Source organism: Halobacteriovorax sp. GB3 (assembly GCF_028649655.1).
Taxonomy (GTDB): domain Bacteria; phylum Bdellovibrionota; class Bacteriovoracia; order Bacteriovoracales; family Bacteriovoracaceae; genus BSW11-IV.
Genome location: NZ_JAQSLN010000003.1, coordinates 566,071 through 588,061, shown reverse-complemented (window position 1 = coordinate 588,061; position 21,991 = coordinate 566,071). Strand labels below are relative to the sequence as shown.

At 38.8% G+C, this 21,991-nt stretch carries 20 protein-coding genes; 7 read left to right on the top strand and 13 right to left on the bottom strand.

Features of this window, described 5'->3' with window-relative positions:
• Positions 1 to 47: 47 nt before the first annotated feature.
• The 9 genes from HBN50_RS09075 to dusB all read right to left on the bottom strand — a co-directional run bounded on the left by HBN50_RS09075 (position 48) and on the right by dusB (position 14,155).
• Positions 48 to 968: an endonuclease/exonuclease/phosphatase family protein gene (locus HBN50_RS09075; protein ID WP_273869383.1), complete on the bottom strand. Its 921-nt coding sequence runs from the start codon at positions 966 to 968 to the stop codon at positions 48 to 50.
• Positions 965 to 1,696, bottom strand: a complete 732-nt coding sequence (locus tag HBN50_RS09070) for a hypothetical protein (protein WP_273869382.1) — start codon at positions 1,694 to 1,696, stop codon at positions 965 to 967. The genes HBN50_RS09075 and HBN50_RS09070 overlap by 4 nt, the downstream gene beginning before the upstream one ends.
• Before the next feature lie 115 nt (positions 1,697 to 1,811).
• Positions 1,812 to 2,837 carry a hypothetical protein gene (locus HBN50_RS09065; RefSeq protein ID WP_273869381.1) on the bottom strand — a complete coding sequence of 342 codons (1,026 nt, stop codon included), beginning with the start codon at positions 2,835 to 2,837 and terminating at the stop codon, positions 1,812 to 1,814.
• Positions 2,838 to 3,052: 215 nt separating this feature from the next.
• Positions 3,053 to 3,895, bottom strand: a complete 843-nt coding sequence (locus HBN50_RS09060; protein ID WP_273869379.1) for a metal ABC transporter permease — start codon at positions 3,893 to 3,895, stop codon at positions 3,053 to 3,055.
• Positions 3,895 to 4,683, bottom strand: a complete 789-nt coding sequence (locus HBN50_RS09055; RefSeq protein ID WP_273869378.1) for a metal ABC transporter ATP-binding protein — start codon at positions 4,681 to 4,683, stop codon at positions 3,895 to 3,897. The genes HBN50_RS09060 and HBN50_RS09055 overlap by 1 nt, the downstream gene beginning before the upstream one ends.
• 7 nt (positions 4,684 to 4,690) lie before the next feature.
• A complete protein-coding gene (locus HBN50_RS09050) occupies positions 4,691 to 5,452 on the bottom strand; it encodes a metal ABC transporter solute-binding protein, Zn/Mn family (protein ID WP_273869376.1) in 762 nt (253 codons plus the stop codon).
• A gap of 60 nt (positions 5,453 to 5,512) precedes the next feature.
• Positions 5,513 to 10,540 (bottom strand): hypothetical protein, encoded by a 5,028-nt coding sequence (locus tag HBN50_RS09045; protein ID WP_273869375.1) that lies wholly within the window; start codon positions 10,538 to 10,540, stop codon positions 5,513 to 5,515.
• Positions 10,541 to 10,765: 225 nt separating this feature from the next.
• Complete coding sequence (locus tag HBN50_RS09040) at positions 10,766 to 12,904, bottom strand: hypothetical protein (RefSeq protein ID WP_273869373.1); 2,139 nt, start codon at positions 12,902 to 12,904, stop codon at positions 10,766 to 10,768.
• Between the two features lie 159 nt (positions 12,905 to 13,063).
• Positions 13,064 to 14,155: a tRNA dihydrouridine synthase DusB gene (gene dusB, locus HBN50_RS09035; RefSeq protein ID WP_273869371.1), complete on the bottom strand. Its 1,092-nt coding sequence runs from the start codon at positions 14,153 to 14,155 to the stop codon at positions 13,064 to 13,066.
• Between the two features lie 64 nt (positions 14,156 to 14,219).
• On the opposite strand from dusB, the gene HBN50_RS09030 reads away from it, so the two are divergent.
• On the top strand, positions 14,220 to 14,888 hold the full coding sequence (locus HBN50_RS09030; RefSeq protein WP_273869370.1) for an HAD family hydrolase: 669 nt from the start codon (positions 14,220 to 14,222) through the stop codon (positions 14,886 to 14,888).
• A gap of 9 nt (positions 14,889 to 14,897) precedes the next feature.
• Positions 14,898 to 16,337, top strand: coding sequence for a signal recognition particle protein (gene ffh, locus HBN50_RS09025; RefSeq protein ID WP_273869368.1), 1,440 nt, complete (start codon positions 14,898 to 14,900; stop codon positions 16,335 to 16,337).
• A 9-nt stretch (positions 16,338 to 16,346) separates the two neighbouring features.
• Here ffh and HBN50_RS09020 read toward each other — a convergent pair whose 3' ends face one another.
• The 3 genes from HBN50_RS09020 to HBN50_RS09010 all read right to left on the bottom strand — a co-directional run bounded on the left by HBN50_RS09020 (position 16,347) and on the right by HBN50_RS09010 (position 18,884).
• Positions 16,347 to 16,694 (bottom strand): hypothetical protein, encoded by a 348-nt coding sequence (locus HBN50_RS09020; protein WP_273869367.1) that lies wholly within the window; start codon positions 16,692 to 16,694, stop codon positions 16,347 to 16,349.
• Positions 16,695 to 16,778: 84 nt separating this feature from the next.
• Positions 16,779 to 17,735: a hypothetical protein gene (locus tag HBN50_RS09015; RefSeq protein WP_273869366.1), complete on the bottom strand. Its 957-nt coding sequence runs from the start codon at positions 17,733 to 17,735 to the stop codon at positions 16,779 to 16,781.
• Positions 17,736 to 17,822: 87 nt separating this feature from the next.
• The gene (locus HBN50_RS09010) at positions 17,823 to 18,884 is read right to left on the bottom strand and encodes a tRNA-dihydrouridine synthase family protein (RefSeq protein WP_273869365.1); all 1,062 of its coding nucleotides are present in this window, start codon (positions 18,882 to 18,884) and stop codon (positions 17,823 to 17,825) included.
• A gap of 112 nt (positions 18,885 to 18,996) precedes the next feature.
• On the opposite strand from HBN50_RS09010, the gene HBN50_RS09005 reads away from it, so the two are divergent.
• Both HBN50_RS09005 and HBN50_RS09000 read left to right on the top strand, forming a co-directional pair.
• Entirely contained in the window at positions 18,997 to 19,431 is a 435-nt protein-coding gene (locus HBN50_RS09005) for a response regulator (RefSeq protein WP_273869364.1), read from the top strand.
• Positions 19,432 to 19,446: 15 nt separating this feature from the next.
• Positions 19,447 to 19,848, top strand: a complete 402-nt coding sequence (locus HBN50_RS09000) for a response regulator (protein WP_273869363.1) — start codon at positions 19,447 to 19,449, stop codon at positions 19,846 to 19,848.
• Here HBN50_RS09000 and HBN50_RS08995 read toward each other — a convergent pair.
• Positions 19,838 to 20,527 (bottom strand): TatD family hydrolase, encoded by a 690-nt coding sequence (locus HBN50_RS08995; RefSeq protein WP_273869362.1) that lies wholly within the window; start codon positions 20,525 to 20,527, stop codon positions 19,838 to 19,840. The genes HBN50_RS09000 and HBN50_RS08995 overlap by 11 nt on opposite strands.
• Before the next feature lie 170 nt (positions 20,528 to 20,697).
• Here HBN50_RS08995 and HBN50_RS08990 point away from each other — a divergent pair, with 170 nt between their 5' ends.
• The 3 genes from HBN50_RS08990 (at position 20,698) to rpsP (ending at position 21,974) form a co-directional block, all read left to right on the top strand.
• A complete protein-coding gene (locus tag HBN50_RS08990) occupies positions 20,698 to 21,129 on the top strand; it encodes a Dps family protein (RefSeq protein WP_273869359.1) in 432 nt (143 codons plus the stop codon).
• An 82-nt stretch (positions 21,130 to 21,211) separates the two neighbouring features.
• Positions 21,212 to 21,622 carry a hypothetical protein gene (locus HBN50_RS08985; RefSeq protein ID WP_273869358.1) on the top strand — a complete coding sequence of 137 codons (411 nt, stop codon included), beginning with the start codon at positions 21,212 to 21,214 and terminating at the stop codon, positions 21,620 to 21,622.
• Between the two features lie 106 nt (positions 21,623 to 21,728).
• Complete coding sequence (gene rpsP / locus HBN50_RS08980; RefSeq protein WP_337961801.1) at positions 21,729 to 21,974, top strand: 30S ribosomal protein S16; 246 nt, start codon at positions 21,729 to 21,731, stop codon at positions 21,972 to 21,974.
• Positions 21,975 to 21,991: the final 17 nt, after the last annotated feature.

The following is a 21,991-nucleotide window of genomic DNA, read 5'->3' as shown; positions in this document are numbered from 1 at the left end:
ACTAGCATTATTTGAGAGAAATACAGGAGTATAAGATCTCAAAATGATTACAACTTCCAAGAAAATGTTGCGACAACTGGATAGTGGTCTGATGGCAGTCCATAGCGATGGTAGTGCTCTGTTGGTAGACCCATCCGATTTCCATGTTGATCTTTGTAGCGATAGACTCCCGACTGTTCTGGGTTGATCCTATTCCAAAGCAGAGGATGAAGGAGAATGTAGTCTAATTGGTAAAATTTAGCAGGCTCCTGATGGGGAAAGTGGACATGCGTGGCCTTCATATGATCAGGAAGATCGAGAAGTTCTAAAATGTCTTTCATTTCAAGATCTCTTAAGGCCTGGAGCTCCCAATTAGTTGAGTCAGAAAGTGTATTATTAAAATCACCTGCAATGAGCTTAGGAACTTTTGGAAATTGCTCTTCTAATTTTTTATAGGCCTTGGCCAAAAGATTGGCCTCCGCCTCTCTTCTATAATTTCCCTCGGGATCAATTCCATCTTTATCGAGTTTTGATTTGAGATGAACGAGTAAACATATAAAAAGAACCTCTTCCGTTTTGGGGTCCTTTATGTGAAGTTCAGCAATGTCACGACTCATTTTTTCAAATGGCCCGTCTTCTTCAGTATTTTCGTATTTAAAGCCAAGAGAGTGATTCTTGTAAGTAAAATGAGAATAATGAAAGGGGAGTCGTTTATTAATGAGAAAGCCAATCTCGATGCCACGGTTTGTGTTACCGCGAATGACAGAGACATGGTATTTTGAGTCTAAGTACTTATCATTAAAATAGTGAAGAGAGTCTTCGGTGCCAACTTCTGTTAGTAGATAAATGTCTGCATCGATCTCTTCGATAACATTGGCAATCCACTTGATTTTGTCTAAGGATTTGTAGGCCAGTGGATTCTCTACGTGTTCCGTTTGCACAAGAAAGAAGTTTTCAAGATTAAATGTACAAGTTTTAAGTTCTTTCAAGGGCAGGCCTTTCCCGTTATATATTTCGAGTAAGACTTTTTCTTCTTATTCCAAATGAGGCGACAATTCATAAACATGTAGAGATTCTTATCGTTGATTTCACTCACAAACTTCTTTTTAAGTGCTTCGGAGCAATTGGTCGCTTCAACAAAGTGATCCGTTTTCTTTGTTTGAACTATACTGAAAGTGTTGTTCTTATCAACTTTGAGTCCGTAATAACTACCGGCCTCTTCAATGGTAAAGTAGAGATCATCACCGTCAAGAAATAAGGGACTCTCATTTCTTGGGACGATATACTTTTGAATACCACTTTCCTTTTCAATAAAAATTTTATGGAAGAGGACATTCTCTTTAAAGGTCTTTTTATGAAAAATTTCAGCTGTGCGAATGTTGATTTCTTCTTTTCTGTGAGTTTCACATTGTGAATGCCATGAGATGACATTGCTATCTTTTGAATGACTGGCCTTTACCCATGCTTTGAGAGGGAAGCCATTTTTTTTAATGAAGCGATTAAACTCTTTTGGAGATTTTTTTTCTTTAAAAAGGTTTTCCCATTGCAAGCGGATGAGTCCGAGCTCTTTGGAACATTGAGAATTTGTAGGACAGCCTTTATTGATGTGATCAAGCATGTGAGGTTTGAATTTTTTAGACCAATCAACTTCCTCTTCAGTGAGAGAAAGAGCATTAGAACAAAATAAGAGAGTAAAAATGATAATGGAATAGTTCAATTATAACCTCGCTAGCTTTATTTTAGAGAAAAAGAAGAGTGAGGTCAAAGAAAAGGCCTTCATTTGAAGGCCTTTTGTATTTAATCTTTGTATATTATCTTATTTCGAATTCTTTTTATCGAGACTCTGACTTATAGCGTTTTCTCACTTCTTCTAATTTGCTATGTGGCATGAAGTCACTTGAGCTATTTTCTTCAACTGATTCTTGTTGCTCATCATCTAGATCTTCATCACTCCATGAATTGTAAGAGTATGAACATTTTGTGTAATCAACACCAAGAAATTCTCCGTTGCTACAACCATTTCTCGATTCATTATAGACTTCTTTTGAATCATCGGCCTCGCCTTTCATCCACTTGGCAAATGTTGTTTCAAGTTCTCTTTCTTCTTCATCAGTAATATGAACTCTTTCATTTCCAAGTATATCTCTAAATTTTACGATCGTTTTTTGATCTTTTAGTTTATCTTTTGCATCTCCGGCCTTCATACAGCGAATCGATTCAAATTTCAGCGCGTGTGGAACTTGAAATTCGTCTCTGCGATCGAATTCTTCTGATTTGTCATAAGCGTATGGCTGAAACTTTTCACTAATTTGATGCCACTTTCTTGATATGACAAAGGCTTCATTTGAAATTGATGATGCTCTATTGTTAATTTTCATTTCGGCCTTAACAATGGCCTCTGTTGCCATGTCATAGCCCTTGAGCTGACAGAAGGCATTGGCATCTGTTTTTTCCACAAGCTTCGCGTGCGGTCTTGGAATGTCACTATTTGTTTGCATATGTTTAAGTTCAAAAGCAATGAGTGGAATTCCAAATTGTGAGACTTCGTCACTGTCAAATACAGTTTCCTGTCTCTTGGCCATTCGTTCGCGCTCTTCTTGTTCCTGGCGCTCGCGATCTGCAATTTCTTGGTTTCGCGAATTTTCATTCGATTGAAACTTTTTATACGTAGAAGACTTTGTCGCTTCTGGGTATTGAATTGTACATTCATTAATTCTATCTTTTTCAGCAATTGTTAATTCACTGAAGCTCGATTTTCCCTTGTTCTTATAAGACTCCAAGAGTGCATCACAAATATTAGCCGATGCGACTGATGAAAATCCTAAGGCCATAAGTGGTAGTAGAATTTTAGTTTTCATGGTTTTCTCCCGTTATTCCAAGCAAAGTATTATGCCATGTATAAAGCAAGAGCTATGCCAGAAAATAGGGACGTTATTTTAGGAGCTTAGGGCATTAATCTGATTGGGATGTGTCTAAGAAATAGACGGCCGTACAAAGCGAGCACGCATAACTTTCTATTATCATGCAGTATTTAAAGAGGTGTAAGGGCCCTTAGTCAAAAAGATAGGGGTGTTTATGCTTTAGACACTTTTCTGTAGAGATAGAAAACTCCAAGAACAGCAAACTGAATCACTGTCATTGTTGCACCTGAGGGTTGATCGAAAAAATTTGCTATGCTTAGTCCAAAAGTTGAAGTGAAAAGACAAAATAGAATAGAGTAAACAAAGACACTCTTTATATTTCTTCCCATTTTCAAAGCAAAGACCCCTGGCATAATAAGCAGGGTGTTAATAAGAACTGTTCCTGATAGTTTAACGGCACTTACTATAACAAGAGTAATGAGAAGAAAAAAGCCATAGTGAAAGGCCTTTGTAGAGATTCCTGAAACCTGTGCTCCTTCTGGGTCAAACGTCGTATAGATCCACTTTTTAAAGAGAGGAAAGATACTTAAAGAAACAATGATGAGGAGTAAGCTTGAAATTAAAAGGTCGCCATTATCGATAAGTAGAATATTTCCAAAAAGGTAACTCACAAGTTCAGAAGAGTTTTTTCCAACAAGTCCATGAATGATGATTCCAAGTCCCATGGTTGCAGTGAAAAAAATTCCAATAAGAGAGTCTGCTGGAATTCTATCTTTATATGTTGAGTAGGCCAAAAAGAGATTGAGCATGAGGGTGATTGCCAAGAGAGTTAGGAAGATCACATAAGGGGTGCTCAGCCCTAAAACTCCGATGGTTAAGGAGAGGCCTAGGAGAGTTGAATGGCTTACGGCCGATCCAATAAAGGCATATTTTTTTGCGACAATAAAAGGAGAAAGTATTCCTGAACAAAGTGAAAGTAGAAGCGTTCCAATCAATGCCCTTTGCAAGAAATCAAATTGAATGAAGTCATTGAGTGATTGAAGATATTCTATCATTATTCTTTCTCTTCTTTATTTTGTTCGTGTGAATTGTGCTTGTGCGCGCCATGATCTTTATGGCATTCATGATGATCAACTTCTGGACCTGCTCCAAGTTGCTCGTGAATCATGAGATGCTCTAATTCACAGTGGTAGACAGACTCAACCATAGACCTATTTGCAAGTTCTTTGTGTCCATGCCAGTGGTAGGTTCTATTAAGACAGAGAACTTTGTCTGCGTGTTTTAAAACCTGTCCGATATTGTGATCAACGATAATCACTGCGGCCTTATAATCTCTTTTTACATCTCCAATGAGTTTTAAAAGCTGATCTTGACCGTCACTATCGAGGCCATTTGTGGGTTCATCTAAAATGAGAACTTCAGGTTTTTGAACAAGGGCCTTCGCTAATTGGACTCTTTGCTTTTGACCTCCGGAGAGTTCCCTTACAAGAGCTTTGGCATGGGCCTTCATATTAACAAATTCAAGTGCCCACTCTAAATTACCATTTGGGGCATCAAGAGAGAGTTTCAAATATTCTTCAACTGTCAGAGGAAAAGTCGTATTTAATTTGGCCGTTTGGGCCACGTAGGCAATTTTCTTCGAGTGAAGAGTAATTTTTCCCTTGCTTACTTTTTCTAGTCCGACAATTAATTTTAAAAGAGTGGACTTTCCCCCTCCATTTGGGCCAATTATGCCAAGCATCTCTTCTTGCAGGACATCGAAAGTAATCGACTTCAAAATGTCTTCGTGCTCGTTATAGCGAAAGTGAAGATCTTTAATGGAGATTAGTGCTGTATCGGCCATTGTATTCCTAGTGAAAGATTGAAAAAAGATGATCGAGAACACGGTAGGATGGTTGTCCTACTTCGCCTGATGTATTGATTGTTATCTTTTTATCGCCCTTTCTGTACATTTTCTTGATGACTGTCGGTAAATCGATATTTGTCTCAATTAGCCAAGTGACTTTAGGATGCTGATTTAAAAAGAGGGCCAGTTTTTTCATCTCTTTTGGTCCTACAACATGGCCATGCCCACTTGTTCGAATGGCAAAATAGAGATGTCCTTCTTTTTTTAACAGAGGGCCTAGAGCATCGTGAGTAATGATGTAGACATTAGTCTTAGATTTTTTAGTTCCAAAGTTTTTGCATTGAAATGTCTTTGTTTCTAATTTCCAGTTTTGTAAAACTTTTTCGAGCTCTCTGGCCGTTTGGCAAAGGTGCTCGGGATCAAGCCAAAAGTGGGCGAGGCTTTCTTTAGAAAAACCATCCATTTGCCTTTCTTTTAGAAAGTATGTTTGTTTCGAGTCTCTTTGATTTCCAATTTTTTTTAGCCACGGGCTCAAGTGAAGGTTAGGAGCAATTAAGTATTTTGCCTTGATGAGATCTTTGATCTCTTTTCCTTTTAATTCATAGTGGTGGGGATCAGCTCCCTTTGGAAGAAGCGCTGTTTTGACAACTTTTTGATCGATTAAGAGCTCTTTTACTAAATTACAAACTTGGGTTTGATAACAAACAAGTTCGGCCTTCGCATGACTAGCAAAGATCATAAATATAAAGAGTGTTAATAATCTCATCCTGAATCCTTCGTTACTAACGCATTATCTCTATAGAATTCAGGTAGTCAATATTTGTCATTATTTACAGTAAATATGGTGACCCCAGCGATAACCCTGTAAATAGTAGCCAGCTCCCGTGCTGATATCGGCATCGTCATCATCGGCCGAGTCAACAATAGAATAGTAGCCCACTGTGTTAGGGTCGAAATCGTCATCTGAGCCTATAAACCCACCAGTATTAGGTTCTGGAGTGAAGGAACCAAAACTGGCACCATTTCTAGTTTTAGAGCCAGAGGAGTCGCTTGAACCAAGGCCATCATCACAGTATTCTTCACCTAGAGCTCGAATTTTTGTGTATGTCGATGAACGCAGTTTAGGTTCACCTGTTTCCATAATAAAATCATCATCGACAAGTCCACCACCTGGTTGCTCGTCGCCAACACCTTCACCTGAAACGAAGCGGTTAAAATAAACCATAAGATTTGTTTTACTTGGCAATTTACAAGTAAGGGCACCATCTTCATCTGATGTTGCATAACCAGAGCAGCAATTGCTGGCATTATCAACTTCTTGACCAAGATTCGTACAGCACATGAATTCATTTTCAGAGAAAAATGGTTGTTGCGTAATTCTTGTCTCATCGACAACTAATCCCGCTGTATTTGAATCATCAAGTGTCGTATTAGTTGGATCATGAATTTGATGGAGATCGTTTTGCGATCCGTTTGTTCCATTGTAATCATAAGATCCATAGGCTCCATTTTCAAAGTCCGTTCTCGTTGTTGCACTATTAAAGAGCCCTGGGACAAGATTTTCTCTATTGTCGTTGCAGTAGAGTGGCTCGTAGAACATTTGTGGAATACCTGCTAACTCGAAGCGTGAGAGCTTTGTCGAGTAATAGAGATCATTACCGGCCTTCATTGGTTTGTTCGTAACTGCAGCCGTTGCTCTATAAGTGTAGAATTCAATGACTAGACCGGCATTTGTATACGGATCTCCTGTTAGAAGATCTCCTGCTCCCGCATTAGCGTGTAAGATCGTGTAACCATCCCGGTTTTCCATACACCATGTTCTGTCGGGTAGATTTGCTGCCGCATTTTGATTAGCATTACTTGTACCGTCATCAAGACAATTTGTACCAACTGGAGTGTGCTCAAGTAGCCATTCTTCATGAATCTTTTGCCCATTTTCATTGTAATAAAAGGCCCTGATACTTTCAATTGGTGACGTTGTTATATCGGCATCATGATCGACTGGTCTTAAAGCATTTACATCTCTTATGTAAATTGGCAGGTAGATACTCAGTCCATAGGCGAACTCAGAATCAAAGAAATAATTATACATTTTCCCATTACTAAGCATGTCGACAGGCGTTTTATAAGGTGTTGGCATATAGAACACTTCACTTGAGAGTTTATCGTATTGCGTTTCGGGTGAAGTATCCAAAGTTGTGGCCAATCCTGAATTAATGGCCCGTGGAGGTGTTACATCAAATGTCCCTGCCGTTAGAGGAATTTGTAGACATCCATTATTTTCACTTGGATGGAGACAAAGTTTTGAAGCATCTTTTGCGTAGTTTAGAGTATTAGCACCAGGTAAGGCCTCTTTATAAAGTGGGTTTTCATAGTTGATACATTTCAAATCACTCATATTAAGTGCCATCAATTTCTTTCTAGGCCAAATATGTGTTCCATCAGAAAACTTTCTAATCCAACCGCCTCCACAACAAGTCTTTTGAGCTGTTGAATTAATCGTGCGCCATTGGTAGGCCTTTGGTGCTTGAAATTGAGTGACAGCAGGAACTTGGTAAACAGGAGAGCTACTTCCTGATACTGAGTAGTTTGCTGCACTGGTAACAGCGTAGCGTGAGTATCTACCAGTTGAGCTAGGACTGCTTGCAGGGTAGAGATCAGCGTTTAGCTGTTGATTATTTACATTGCTATTAAGATGAGTTCCCTCGGTGAACATTGTGATTGTTTTTCCAACTTCACGACAGCATCTATTTTGTGTGAGATCGTAATTAAGAGCATCTTCTGATCCCCAAGAAGGTTTTGGAGTGGCCTGACCACAAATGAGTTGCTCTTGCCAATAGTTATATTCAGCTTCCGTATTTCCAAAGTCTAGAAAACTAAGGGAAGAGGCCACTTCTTTATGAAGCCTATTTGGCGAACAGTCTAGGTCTGTGTGACAAACTGATCCAGGTCTTCTAAAACAGGCATCTTTAACGAGAGTTGGGCGAGAGATACTTGTCACACTTGGTAAATTAAGTGCTTCAATAAAATCAAAAGTGGATGTGTTGTCAGACTTTAAAGTCTCTCCGCCACAAGAGTTCTGTTCGTTTCTTAGAGCGATTGTCGCTGTTTCATTGATGTAATTTCCATCGCTATCAAAAGCAGGACAGCTTTGAACTCTCGATGTTGAACTAAGTGAACTATCACAGCTACCGATCTGATTGATGTAGTCAGCTCTTTTTATATTATCTGCCACTTTATGCTGGTTTTGCCATGAACCAGTGAGAAGTTTTCCTGGGCGACAGAAGCCAAAGTCATTCGCTTGAGCATTTGAGGTATCTTTATCAAAAAAGAGGGCCGCATTGTGAAGGAGATTTTCTTTGATACTTGCAGTCAGTGAACCATTTGATGCTCCACCAACATAGTTAAGAGGTCGACCTAGAATGTCGGCATCTTGTCCATAAGCGATATTGCTAATATTTGTTGTGCTTCTAACAAGCTCGTCGTTGAAATTGATATCGTTCATAGAAGAGCAGTAGAAGTTAGGTGCACATTGAAAGAGCTTTTGTGTTTTTGCATCAGTCAGCCCATCTTGGTAGCTCACTTTACAAGGTGCTCCAGCTCCTCTGTAGACACATCTTTTTAAAGTCGTATTTGTTCCACCAAAAATTAAACTCGAAAATGTATAGTCGGCATACTCGTCGCCAGCAACCTCTTCGGCCGTTGTTGAATATTTAGGCCAGTATGTTTTAAACTTTGAAACATCGGCACAGGTATATTCCCATCCTAAAGTTGTGACACAATCTGAATCAACATTACAAAAATGATTTTTTTGACAAGTTGCCGCTCTATTTTGATTGTAATCATTAATTGCGAGATCTGGATCGTAGTCCTTTGTTGAAACATCGGCCGCGCCATTATCTTCAATAATTCGAACAGAGATGGAAGACTCTTGGGCAAGATCGGCAAATGGGGCATTGATTGCGAGAAAGAGCTTCTTGCTAGTAGAGCGAACCCTTCTTGTTAATGAACCAACTGCAAACCACTTTACACCGTCAAATGAACCAATGACAGCACCTTTGTTAAACCCATACCAGTCTCTTTGGTATCCATTGATATACATGGCCGCTTGGGTGGCAAGGCGATCAAGGCGTTGAGTTTGAAGATCTGATTTCGCTTTGTGAGAAAAAGGAAGCATTGTCGGAGGGACAAAGCAAGCTCTTCCAAAAATATTATCTTCGTAATTCGCACTATGAGTACTGTAGCCTGTGACGGCACGGTTTGTCGTAACTGGATCAGCATCAATACCATTTCCATAGTCAGAAGCGGGATGGGGAAGAAAAAGCTTCCACCATTTATCTTTTTCGCAGCTTGGACAAGGAGTATAGTAACCCTTGTTCACAGCGATACGATAGTTCTTATTCAACTCAACTGTCACAACTTTAGCTGGGAGTGCCTTATCTAGTCCAACACTCATCTGTCCTAAAATGGCATTCATACTAAAGCGTGTTGGCATTGGTCCTGACTTATTGATTTCATCGAAGTATTTAAACTCTTCACCCTCTTGTTTTAGATCGGGAAGTATTGTTTGAAGACTGTCGATTTCATCATAATTTGTCCCATTCTCCGCGTAGAAGCGGTGAGGAGTGGAGCGAGTTGATAGAGTGACATCGAGCTCTTGAAAAGTTCCATCACTATCACTAGCTGGAATATCACAGACGACATTTGTTACGGTACCATCTGTGGCCGTGACGAGTTTTAGGCCGTAGTTAATACAAGTCGAATCTGTTGGGTTTGAATCTTCATCAACAGCACAACCACACTCTTGCCAAAACTTTGTTCGAATTGTTTGAAAGCTTGTAAGATCTCCCGATGGAAGACAACTCGAGTAGGAAGCTGGATCACTTTTTGCACCTTCAAGGCAATTATACCAACCTACCTTTTCATCAATTCTCGCTTGTGCCTCATCGTCGGGATCTGTTTCATCTTCATCTCCCGTACTCGGCGCGCCTGTTCCACAAACATTGTACACAGAAGGCCATTTCTTATAATTTTTAAAATCTAAATTAACGGCAGCGATCGCTTCAAGAAGATCGTCTTGGTTTGGATTTAACTTCAATGTTGCATCTTGAACACATTGCCCATCAACACAACAATCAAGTCCTTGAGCGCGACAGTCTGTATCGCTACAAGATGAGCCTGAACCTGTACCACTAGAGTTATTTGTATAATCGATTCTAAAAGAAAGTCCGCCAAGACCAACAAGGTTTGAGCTAATGAGTGAGCTTGTTGATATTTGACTTGAGACAACTCGATAGAGATCAATTTTTGTTGATGATTGCTTTCCAGAGCAATTGGTGCACAGATTGACAAGATCGTAGGCTCCGTTTGCTTTGAGTGTTGGAGAGCTTGCTAGGGTTTGATAGTGATTAATTGTACCAGCACAAGTTGAAGTATTTGTCGCTTGATCATTCAGTTCGATTCTTAAGTAATATTCTCTTGTGTTGTTTTTTAAATTCAGTGAACTTAGTGGAAGTGCTCTTGCCCTAATGAATGGAGCGTTTGATGTTTGTGAGTCATTGAAGTTAATCACTAAACAGTACTGATAATCTTTGTTACTGTCTGTGTTTAAAAAATCATGAATTGTATTCCCTTTTAAAAAGAGATTGCTAGACGAGTCTTGATTGATTGTTAGCTGACCTTCAATTTTTGATGTCGTATACCAATAGACTTCACTTTCTTGATCAACTTCTGTTGGATCATCACTGGCCGCCTGTTCCTGTGCATCGGTATTTCTTTTAGAAGAAGGTGTTTGCCCGATACATCCTGTGAGCATAGTCAGTGCGAGAAATAGAGTTATAATTATTTGCGCCAAATTCATCATCCTTAAATTTTGTGCTCTTCTACTATTCCTTTCGGTCGTTAGAAAACGGGAGTTTAACTTATTTCATTTTACCTCTATTTAGGGGAAGAGATTTCAAGTTGACTAAGGTTAAGTTCTCAAGTTGTTAGAAATACTGAAAACTGATGAAGAATTTACAAAAGAAGAGGGGGGAGTATGAGGGGAAAATTGATTGTAAGTGTCAGATATTCTTGTCAATTACCAAGCAAAACCAGAGTTTGTATTAGTGTAGCTATTTGTTCCATTAAAATAGATTGGTGAGTTGTGGCTAAAGATTCCACCAAAACCACTAGAATAGTCCGCTATTCCATAGCCATACCACTCATAGGCACTTTGCATGTTATTATAATACTGCTTTTGCATAATGGCCTGGTTGGCGGCTGCATCGTAGTAATAGCGCGATTGATTTCTATTAATCACTGTCGGAAGAAGATTACTCATGGATTTAAAGGCCGCTGAGGCAAAAAATGAAAGAGAGGACTTTCTTCTTGTTTTGATAATTTGATCGCGATCAGCATCGTATGTGTAATTGTAATCCCCAATATTTTGCAGCTCTCTTTTAACTTCTTGAGCTTTCTCTCTTGCGACATGGGCACTTTTAAAGCTCTTTTTCTTATCTGCGCACATGGACATCATCATGTCTTTATCAAGATCATTTAATGAACTAATAACAGGGAATATAGAATCGCAACTTTCTGAAACAAGTTTAAGTGCATCGTATTTATCCATATTTGATGTAGAGTAATGGTCATCTAGAGAGACGATCGCATCTTCAGCAAACTTTTTAAAATTAGAAAAACGTGATTGATCGACTTTTGGGTTACAGTGAGCAAGGTTTAACTCTTCTGGTTGATCTTTACACACCTGATATTCTTTGATGAGTTCTCTTTTTAGAGCTTCCATTCCCATGTACTTGGGGTTTGAACCAGCGCTCAATCCTGGAAGAAGTTTATTTTTCTTAAAAAGTTCGTAATCTCTTTTAGCTTTTTTATACTCTTCATCGAGATATTCTTGATTCACTGTCTGGATACAATTGGTTAGTCTTTCATGATCAACATCTTGAACCGTTTCACCGCGACAAAGTGATTCCATAATATTTGTCATCCCTTGATAAGCATTACCCTTACCAAGCTTATTTAGTTTACTAGAATATTGATCGAGATCGAGAGTCATCGCTTTAATTTCATCTTGAATTTTTTTAACTTTGTCGTAGTCGATAATATCTCTATCGGTAACTTTAATTTGGTCTGCTGCAAGGAGTGCCTGCATAATTGGAGTCGTCTTTTTAAGCTCTTCATTAAGAGCTTGTGCTTGATAAAAACAAGTTTTAGAAGTAACTGGCACACTTTTTAAAATAGAGGCCGTTAGGCAATTTCCAAGAGCACTTTTTTCAGGATTAAGTGGAATCATTTTATTTTCAAGCTTATGGGCAAGGCCTTTAAGAGTTGTATCCACTTGCTCTTGAGGAAGTGATTTGACATCTAGTTTTTTCATTACTTGATGAACAAGCGACCTTTCATAGTCGGCAAAAATTTTTAATTCATCAGTTGAAGTGAGACCAAAAAGTCCTTCTTCTCCATCTTTTGATTTTTTTACTAGCTCAAGAAACTGTTTGAGTACTTTTTTTCTTTCTTCTTTACTTTGTATATCGCTATATCCAACGTGAAAAGCTTGAAAGAAACCTTCAATCATTTGCGTTGTTTCACCTTTAGAGAAGAATTGATATCCCTCTGAATCAATTTGCGAGCAAAGATTTCGATCATTCATACTGACGATTTCTTCGCACTTTTTTTCTATGAGATTACTGGTGTAAGGTACTTTCTCAAGTACTGATGGAGTCTCTATTTTTGGAAACGCATTATCACGCATTTTTCCAATATCCTCTACATTGGGTGTTTCATCTGGCATTGCTGCAAGCTCTTTTCGTGGATCTCCAATCATCTGAGTGAGTTGATCTTCTAAAATCGAGAGCTTCTTCGCTGATTCAATTCCTTGGCTGATTGTATCGAAATCTTTGAAGATATTGGCATTAATGACACCAAAATTTTCATCTGTTAGTACTGAGTGCTTAAATTTATTGTACTTGCTTTTAAGGTCTTTGATTCCTTCAAGAAGTACAAGGCGTGCCAAAAGACGGTCGTACTCACTTTTCAATTCTTTGACTTTATATTTATGGTCTCCATTTCCAATGGGAGTGCTTAGTTCATTTTGAACTTTTTCAACAGTTAGAATACTGTCTTTGATTTGCGTACATTTGAGTTTTTCAGGTGTGACTGCGTGCACTTCTAAAAGAGAAGCTACGCTTAGGATGAATGTTGTTGTTTTCAATTTATTCATGTTCACACTTTGATAATAATCCTAGTGCTTATCTTTTCGTGAATACGATGAATAATCTTTAACTATAAACTCGGGTATTTGAGTTCTTTCTATAGCTTAGAAGCTCTATGAGAAGGAGAGTTTAAGAAAATTGAGTGCCAAGAAATTGTGCGTTCTTTATTAACCGTGACCTGAAGTCATAAAAGCTTCATCGTGATTAATGTTTTTATCCTTACCTTCAAGGCCCATAAAAAAGTCCTCAGTAACTTTCATGGTGTCTCCAAGATCAGGGGTCGTAAAAATTTGTCCACGAAATTGGGCAACACCTGGAAAGCCCTGGGCCATCCACACAATGTGCTTTCTCATCTGCACTAATTGTGTTCTTTCGCGCTCTGTGTACTCACTAATATAATGGTAAAGGCGTTGAATAATTTCAAAGTAATCTCTTGAACTAAAAGAGAGATCTTCTCCTTCTTGGATATAACTTTCTAGAAAGATGAAAGGATTTCTTAGTGGTCCTCGACCGAGCATGAGAGCTTGGCAAGTCGTTTTAGAGAGGCGCTCTTGAACTTGCTTGTGCGTATGGAGATCACCATTTCCAATGAGAGGAAGCGGGGAAGTCGTTGCGAGGTTTTCAAGAAGTTCCCAGTTTGCTCTACCTTTATATTGTTGTGTTCGCGTTCTGCCGTGAACTGCAACAAATTCTAATCCTTCTTCTTTAGCGATATGAATGACTTCTTGAGCGTTAATTGACTCTTCATCCCATCCCGTTCTAATTTTTACGGTAAGAGGAATGTTGATGGCCTTTTTCATGGCACCAAAATAAGCACCAAGTTTTTTTGGATCTTTCATTAAGGCCGATCCACCACCTTTGCTTACGACTTTTCTTACCGGGCAACCCATGTTGATATCGATAAATTTTGGATTTCTCTCCTGGGCCACTTCTGAGGCGCGGGCCATGGCCTCTGGGTCTTCACCAAAGAGTTGAATACCAATATTCTTTTCACGCGGATCGATGCGAAGCATCTGGTGAGTTTTTTCATTACCGTAGTTGATTCCATGACAAGAGATGAGCTCACTCACTGTTCCACCGGCCCCGAGTTCTTCCATAAGAAGACGAAATGGTGCAATGCAGATGGCCGACATAGGAGCAAGAAGTAGTGGGGAGTCAAAAGAAACGTCTCCCATTTGAATCTTTGTTGTGCGTTTTGATAGCAGATCAATCTTGCTTTGTAGTTGTTTGGAAAATGGTGTTCTTGTCGTATTTGTCATGGCCCAAATGTTTACCAGAGGTTATGATTAGCGTCAATTGACGATATCGCATAAGGAAAAAAAGATGAACCTTGATAAGCCCCGTGGACACGTCGTTTTTGACTGTGATGGTACCCTTATTTCAAGTGAATTTGGGATTTATCGTGCTGTTTCTAAGCTTTTTAGTGACTATTTAAATAGACCTGTCACGATGGAAGAAGTGCGCGAAAAGTACGTACCAGATTTAAGGCAGTTAGCAGAGAACTTTGGTGTACAGGCACACGATGATCCCAAAGTGCAAAAAGAGATGATCAAGCGCTTCCAGCTGATGTCAGCTAGGATGGGACTAAACTATGAACTTTTTCCTGGGATTAAAGATCTTTTATTGGAACTTGGAAAAGCGAACTTTTTGCTTTATGTTTGGACAGGTCGCGATCGAAAGACAACACTTGAGATTTTAAAGAAGCTCGATGTTGCAAAGTACTTTCTGGATTTTCGCTGTGTCGATGACACAACTCCTAAACCACATCCACAAGGGATTTTCGAGTTAGTGGGAAATGACTGTCCTAAGGATAAGGTCATCGTTATTGGAGATAGCTATACAGATATACGAGGTGCACGAAGCTTCGGTTGTCAGTCCATTGGTTGTACTTGGAGTGAGTATGCGAATAATGGGCAGCTTGAAAACGAAGGTGCTGACTTTATCGTGAATGAACCAAAAGATTGTTTAGATATAATTTTAAAACATAAATAGGATTAAAAAATGTTTGATACTTTAAGTGAGAAGTTTTCTGAAGCTTTTAAAAACATTCAAGGTAAGGGTAAAATTAGTGAGACGAATATTGAACAAGCGCTTAAGCAAGTTCGCACGGCCCTTCTCGAAGCTGACGTTAACTTTAAAGTCGTCAAAGAATTTATTGGCAATGTAAAAGAACAGGCCCTTGGTGAAAAGGTCATCAAAGGTGTCAATCCTGAAGAGCAATTCATTAAAATTGTTCACGATGAACTTGCTAAGGTTATGGGTGTTGCTAACGAGGAAGTGAATCTCGATAGAAAAGATATCGCACCAATTCTCGTCGTTGGTTTAAACGGTCAGGGTAAGACGACTTTCTCAGGAAAGCTCTCTCTTCACTTGTCTAAAAAGAAAAAGAAGAATGTTCTTCTTGTTCCTGCCGATACTTTTAGGCCAGCTGCTAAAGATCAATTGATCACTCTTGCTAAAAGTATGCAAATGGACTGGTTTGATTCAGATCTTTCAAAGCACCCAAAAGATATTGCAACAGATGCCCTCAAATTTGCTGAAGAAAATGGTAAGGATGTCGTAATTATTGATACGGCCGGGCGTTTACACGTCGATGAAGAATTGATGGGACAAATTAAAGAGGTAAGAGAATCTCTTAATGATAGAAACCCTGAAGTTTTGATGGTTGCAGATGCCATGACAGGTCAGGAAGCCGTTAATGTTGCCAAGAGTTTCCATGAAGCTGTTGGTCTAACAGGTGTTGTTCTCTCAAAGATGGACTCTGATGCACGTGGTGGGGCGGCCCTGTCTATTCGTCACGTAACGGGTGTTCCAATTAAGTACATCTCAACTGGTGAGAAGATGAAAGACCTTGAACTCTTTCATCCTGATAGGCTTGCAGGAAGAATTCTCGATATGGGTGATGTCCTCTCTCTTGTGGAAAAAGCAGAGGAGAGTATTGATAAAGATGCTGCAGAAGGAATGATGAAGCGTCTTGAAAAGGGAAAATTCACAGTCGATGATTTCATGAAGCAAATGGATATGATTAAGAACCTCGGTTCTATGAGTTCTATCTTAAAGATGATTCCTGGAATGGGAAATATGCTTCGCCAGGTGGGTGACCTTTCACCAGCAGAAGCAGAAATGAAGCGCATGAGAGTTATTATTGATTCTATGACAAAAGCTGAAAGAGATGACTACAAATTAGTTAAAGAGTCTCGTATTAAGCGCATCGCTACCGGTTCAGGTAATACAGAAGCTCAGGTCAAAGACTTTTTATCAAAGTTCCGCCAAATGGAAAAAATGATGGGTGGAATGATGCAAATGATGAAAGGTGGCGGTATGCCGGGGATGCCAGGAATGCCTGGAATGCCTGGAATGGGTGGAATGCCTGGAATGCCTGGTGGTAAGAAAAAGAAAAAAGGTAAGAGAAAAGGTCCATGGGGTGGTGGCTTCTTTTAGCCACCAATCTTAATTTAAGATTACTTTTAGAACATCATCCGTAACGGTTTCATTGATTTCCATACAGTTTTTTGCACTCCATGCAAAAGGATTAAATTCAAGAATTACTTTTTGAGTTTTTGCCATTTTTTTGGCATCCATCAATTTCTTTTTTAAAATCCTTTGTACTTTTCTTACATGCTGATAATCGAGACAGTAATATTGTTCCATTTTTCCTTGGTTCTTAATCGCGAAAATCATATTGGTCTTGAAGCTTACAATCTGTAAGTCATCAGGATGAACACGCAGAACACTTGGTCCGGAAGCTGTGCTTAAGATGGAAAATAAAAAGACCGAAAGAAAAAGTAGTTTTTTCATAATTCTATTATTTCAGATAAATGATATTTTTGTAGGATTGTTAAAAAAATTACCAAGGCCGTCTATTTCTAGGACGGCCTTGTATTATTCTAGGCAGATAGGGTGGAATAGGCCTTGTGCCCATTTTCCATATTTTTCAGTTTCACTCTTGCATTCTCTAAGATTCACAGGACAGAAATCAAAATTATCAAAAAAGAAGTCTTTAATCCAAAAACTCTTTTTAATTTTAGAAGTCACATGATCTTCGATGGTTTCACTGTCGTAGAGATTGCAGTTGATTCCTTCATCCCAGGCCGGGTCTACATACTCTTTAATTGTGAATCTCTTGGCCATTTTCCAATTGGAATCTTTGCACGAGAGATAGGCCGGAAGTTTCTTCTTTGCTAGGACGTCTTCTTTAAATGAGAAGATTCGATTCCAAAAGCGCATGCCATTAAAGTTTGCAATTAAGTCACTATGAGAGAAGATCCCCGTTGTAGTCATGCCGAAGTAAGTCTTCTCTGTAAAACGCCCCCAGTCGATAGCATCATCAATATAGACTTGATCTAAGTCTTCGAGATAGGCCCTTTTATAAAAGCCCCATCCCTCGACAAAGAAGTGGCCAAGCTTGTCGACTCCAACAATATTTCCTTTGATTTTCATCGTTGAGAGGATTCCTTTTAGTTTTAAAGAGATTCCTTGCCATAGAGTCGTGTCGCTATAGATTGACTCTTCATAGCTCGTATAAATTTTTCGGCGATCGGGAAGAGTGTCTTCTAATTCTTGGGCTATGCTGTGACCAATGAAGGGGGAGGCGAGTTTTTCATGTATGAGATCAAACGCTTCTTCGGCCTCAAATTCATTCGTTGGGCATTGAAGTTCAATTTCATTCATCTCTTTTACGGCGGCTTCAATTTTTTGATTAAAGAGTTCATCAATAAAATGAGAAGCATCAAAGACAAAGAGTTTGTCTCTATGAGTATAGGAGTCTATTTCTGCACTGTAAGCATTGAGACTAGATAATGTACTTAGAAGTGTAAGTGAAAGAATAATTTTTTTCATAATGGGCATTACGCCTTTATTTTTCTCTACTGACAAGGCGAGGGCCACACTTTTACAGGGGTGTCGAAGTTTTAACATGATAAGAATTTATTGATGAAGAGAAGTTGTTTTGGCCATTTTAAGTGAGGAATTTTCTTTCATTTTAAGTAGAAAGCTCTCAATCTCGATGGCCGTCTTGTTTTTGTGAACGCCACTGTAAATACTATGGCCAAAATTAAGCCAAGCACAGCTGGTTTTCACAAAGAAGCGAAACTTTCTAAGGGCGTAGGCCATTTCAAAATGACTTGTTAGTTCTCTTAGAAGATTGATTAGCATTTGCACATATTCGCGCGCTTCTTGTTCTGGAGTTTCTGGGCATTGTTCGTGATTCTTTCCAAGAGGAGCGGGAAGTCCTACCTTCTTAGCATATTGCCAAAAGAGCCAAGGTCTCGCTGTAAGGGCCCTTCCTATCATGACGCCATCACAATTGGTTTGCTCGTGCATTGAAAAAATATCATCGAGTGTTTGGATGTCTCCATTACCAATGACTGGTATATCAAGATTATCGCGAACAAGAGTTATTTGAGACCAGTCGGCCTTTCCCTTTCTCATTTCACTCGCAAGTCTTGGGTGGAGAGTGATCCAGCTCGCACCGGCGTTTTGCATTTGTTGTACAAAGTTAACAAGAAACTTTTCATCTCTTTGGTGGCCGGCCCTAAGCTTAACCGAAACTGGAACCGTTGCGTTTGCAACTGTCATTCGAACGACTTCTTTTGCATAGTCGATATCACCCATTAGGGCGACGCCATAGTTATGTTTAAGGGCCTTGTTAACAGGACAACCCATATTGATATCGATGGCCTTAGCACCCCACTGTTCAAGTTTTAAAACTGAGGGGGCGATGTATTTCTCTTGGTTACCAAGAATTTGTGGGCAAAGAAATTGTTCATGCTCTCCTTTAATCGTCTCAGGAGTCTGGCCCAATTTTTGACCCGGAAGCCTTCGTGAATTGAGCATCTCTGTTGGCCATAGAGCACTCATGCCTTCAGGCATGTAGTCGGCGACTATTTTTCTAAACGGATAATGACTGATGCCAACCATTGGAGCGAGCATTAAAGGAAATGTTACATTTCCTTCAAGAATCGGTCTCTGGTTTAAGAAAAGCTTCATTTATATGACCTTAGAGATAGGTTTTAGTGGCGCATATTTGGCCCAAATTAAGGTAACTTATTTTCGCTTTATGGTCTAATAGTTAATAATTTTAAAATGTCGGGAGCCCTTGATGATTTTTCAACCACCTTTTCAAATCCTTCTCGTTGATGATGATCCATCCATTCACGAGCTGATTGAAACTTATGTAACTCTTCGCTATGCCGGAGATGTCGATGTCGTTTATCGAAACACGCTTCAAAGTGCGAGAGAATATATTGATAATTCAAAGAGTGTCATCCACTTTGCCTTTTGTGATATCCATCTTGATGATGGTCGCTTGGCGTGGGATGTAATCAAAGAGTGTTTTATCGTAGAAAAGGGGATTCAGATAGTTGCTCTCTCAGCCGATCAAACTCTCATCACGGCCATTGAATCCTATAACAATGGCGCCCGCTACTTTTTGGAAAAACCTATTGATAAAAAAGAACTCTATAGAGTTATTGACCATTGTATTGAACATCTTAGCTATTGGCATAATTTAATTAAAAAAAGAGTCGATAAATAGATAGAGGAGCTCTTTATGAAAGTTAGTTCATCACTAAGAATTCTAATTGTTGATGATTGTATCGATACAAGAAATTTCATTAAGCAGATTCTTCTTAAAAAAGGTTTTAAAAATGTATTAAGCGTTTCCGATGGAGAGCGTGCAATAGAAGTCTTAAATGAATCCTACACTGCGTTTGAGCCTGTTGGTGTGATTCTTGCTGATTGGCAAATGCCAAATGTCGATGGGCTTCAATTGCTTTCGCGCGTTCGTCTTGATGATCGATTTAAAGATGTCCCATTTATCATGGTCACTTCCGATCGCGAGAGAGATCATGTGATACAGGCCTTAAATGTCGGTGTTGATAGCTATATAGTAAAACCTATAAAAGGAGATGTGCTCTTAGAGAAGTTAACGGCATCACTGGTTAGGACTTAGTAAACTCATCAAAGTATTTAAGTCGAAGAAAGTTTTTTTCAATCTCACTAGCTAGAGCGTTCACGTCTATTTTTAAAAGAGAGGCCATTTCATTGTACATATGTTTAATAGAATAATTGGAATCATCTGTTTCTATAAAAATTCGATCAATGGGAACAAGGCGAATATTTTGTCGTATTTTACTTGTCTCTTTCAAAATTGTTGGGCCAAGAGAAAAATAAAAATCTCTTTTCACCATATCGCTTATCATTTGCTCGTTGGCATTAAAGTCATGTAGTACCCAGGGCGTATGATTGATATATTTCTTTGAATACTTAATGATTAAATTTTGAGCGCGTACGCAGTGGATGATCAAGGGTTTTCGAATTTTGTTTGCCAGTTGTATATGTTTTTCAAATATTTTTTCTTGCTCTTTAAGATGATTTTTTTTAACAAGATCAATTCCCGTTTCTCCAAGAGCAAAGAAGTTGTCCCTCTCATAAATTGTAAGAATCATTCGTTCAAATTCATCCCAGTCAATTTTTTTTTGACCTAGTGACCAAGGGTGGATTCCTAGACTAAAGAGGCCCTGTTCGTGAAGGAGTTCGTGATTCTCTTCTGGCCAGCTAAGAGAGTGGATTTCTGGCCCTTCTTCAAAGGTTTGATTACCAGAATGAGTATGAAAGTTGATTAAGCTCATAGTCATATTATTGGTCTATTTATAAAACAAATCAATAAGAGTTGAGATTTGATCAATATTTAGAACTGATAGAGAATATCTATCACCATATGGACAAAATTGAATTTATTTTCCATTAGAATTGTCGATAATAGTAAATGTAATTTAATGAAAACCTTGAAGGGGGATATATGAGTAAAACAACAGAATCAATGAACTTGCTACTGGCCGACATCCACGTTTTGTATACTAAAATTCAAAACTATCACTGGAATGTAAAAGGGCCATACTTCTTTGGTATGCACGATAAGACAGAAGAGTATTACAACCACTTTGCTACAATCTATGATGAGCTTGCTGAGAGAGTTCTTCAATTAGAGGGAAAGCCAATTGTTACTTTAAAGCAAGTACTAGAACTAAGTCGTTTACAAGAAGACGGATCGACTGATTTTGATGCGGCTTACGTTGCTAAAAATCTTCTTTCTGATTTTGATTTTCTTAGAAAGGAATTTAAGTCACTTGCCGAAGTTTCAGAAGATGACTCAACGACTGTTGCTTTTTGTGATGAGCAAGTGGCCTTCCTTGAAAAAGAAAACTGGATGCTCAAAAGCTTTCTTTCTTAATTTCAAATAAAATTTACAAGGCACAACCATCTTGTTGTGCCTTGTGCTATATTCCTCCATCTCATTTTAATTTGGAGGACTTATGAAGCGATATATACTTCTTATAACAGCAATCTTTACATTCTCAATTTCAGCTTCTGCAACATATTCTGATGCAGACTGTCGTCAGCTTTTTCAAAATGCCTACGATGAGCTCGTTGGTTATGTCGATGATTTCAATTCTGGTTATATGGATGATCAGGACTTTGTCATGAGAGTTGGACTTTTAAGTACTGAGGTTGCGGCCAATAAATTTGTTTGTCACCTTGTCGCGACAAAGGAAAGCCTTTCATGTTTAAGCGCTTATGAGGAGAGGTATTCAGCTCTTCGTAATGAAATTCGTTTAGGGGCAGTGATTGCTGGCAACCAAACACGTATTGAGCAATCAGTTATGGAAAAGATTCGTGGAGATTTTAGTCACCTTGTGACAAGACTTAAGTGCCAAGGCCTATAATTAATGGGAAAAAAGGCCAAAACGGCGAAAAATAGGTTGATTTCTCTAGGAAATATCTATATTTTACAAATTCGTTAATGTTATTACTGATGTAGGAGTAGGATAAATGCTTACAATTAGAATGCAACGTGGTGGTAGAACACACAAGCCAATTTATACAATCGTTTCAACTGATTCAAGAAACGCGAGAGACGGTCGTTTTATTGAGAAGCTTGGACAGTACAACCCACACCTTGCTGAAAACAACTTGATCGATGTTAAGGCCGACAGAATTAAGACTCTTCTTGAAGGTGGAGCTACAATTTCTGATTCAGTTAGAACTCTACTGAAAAAGAACAAAGTTTTAGCTTAAGCGAAAAAAAGAGTACC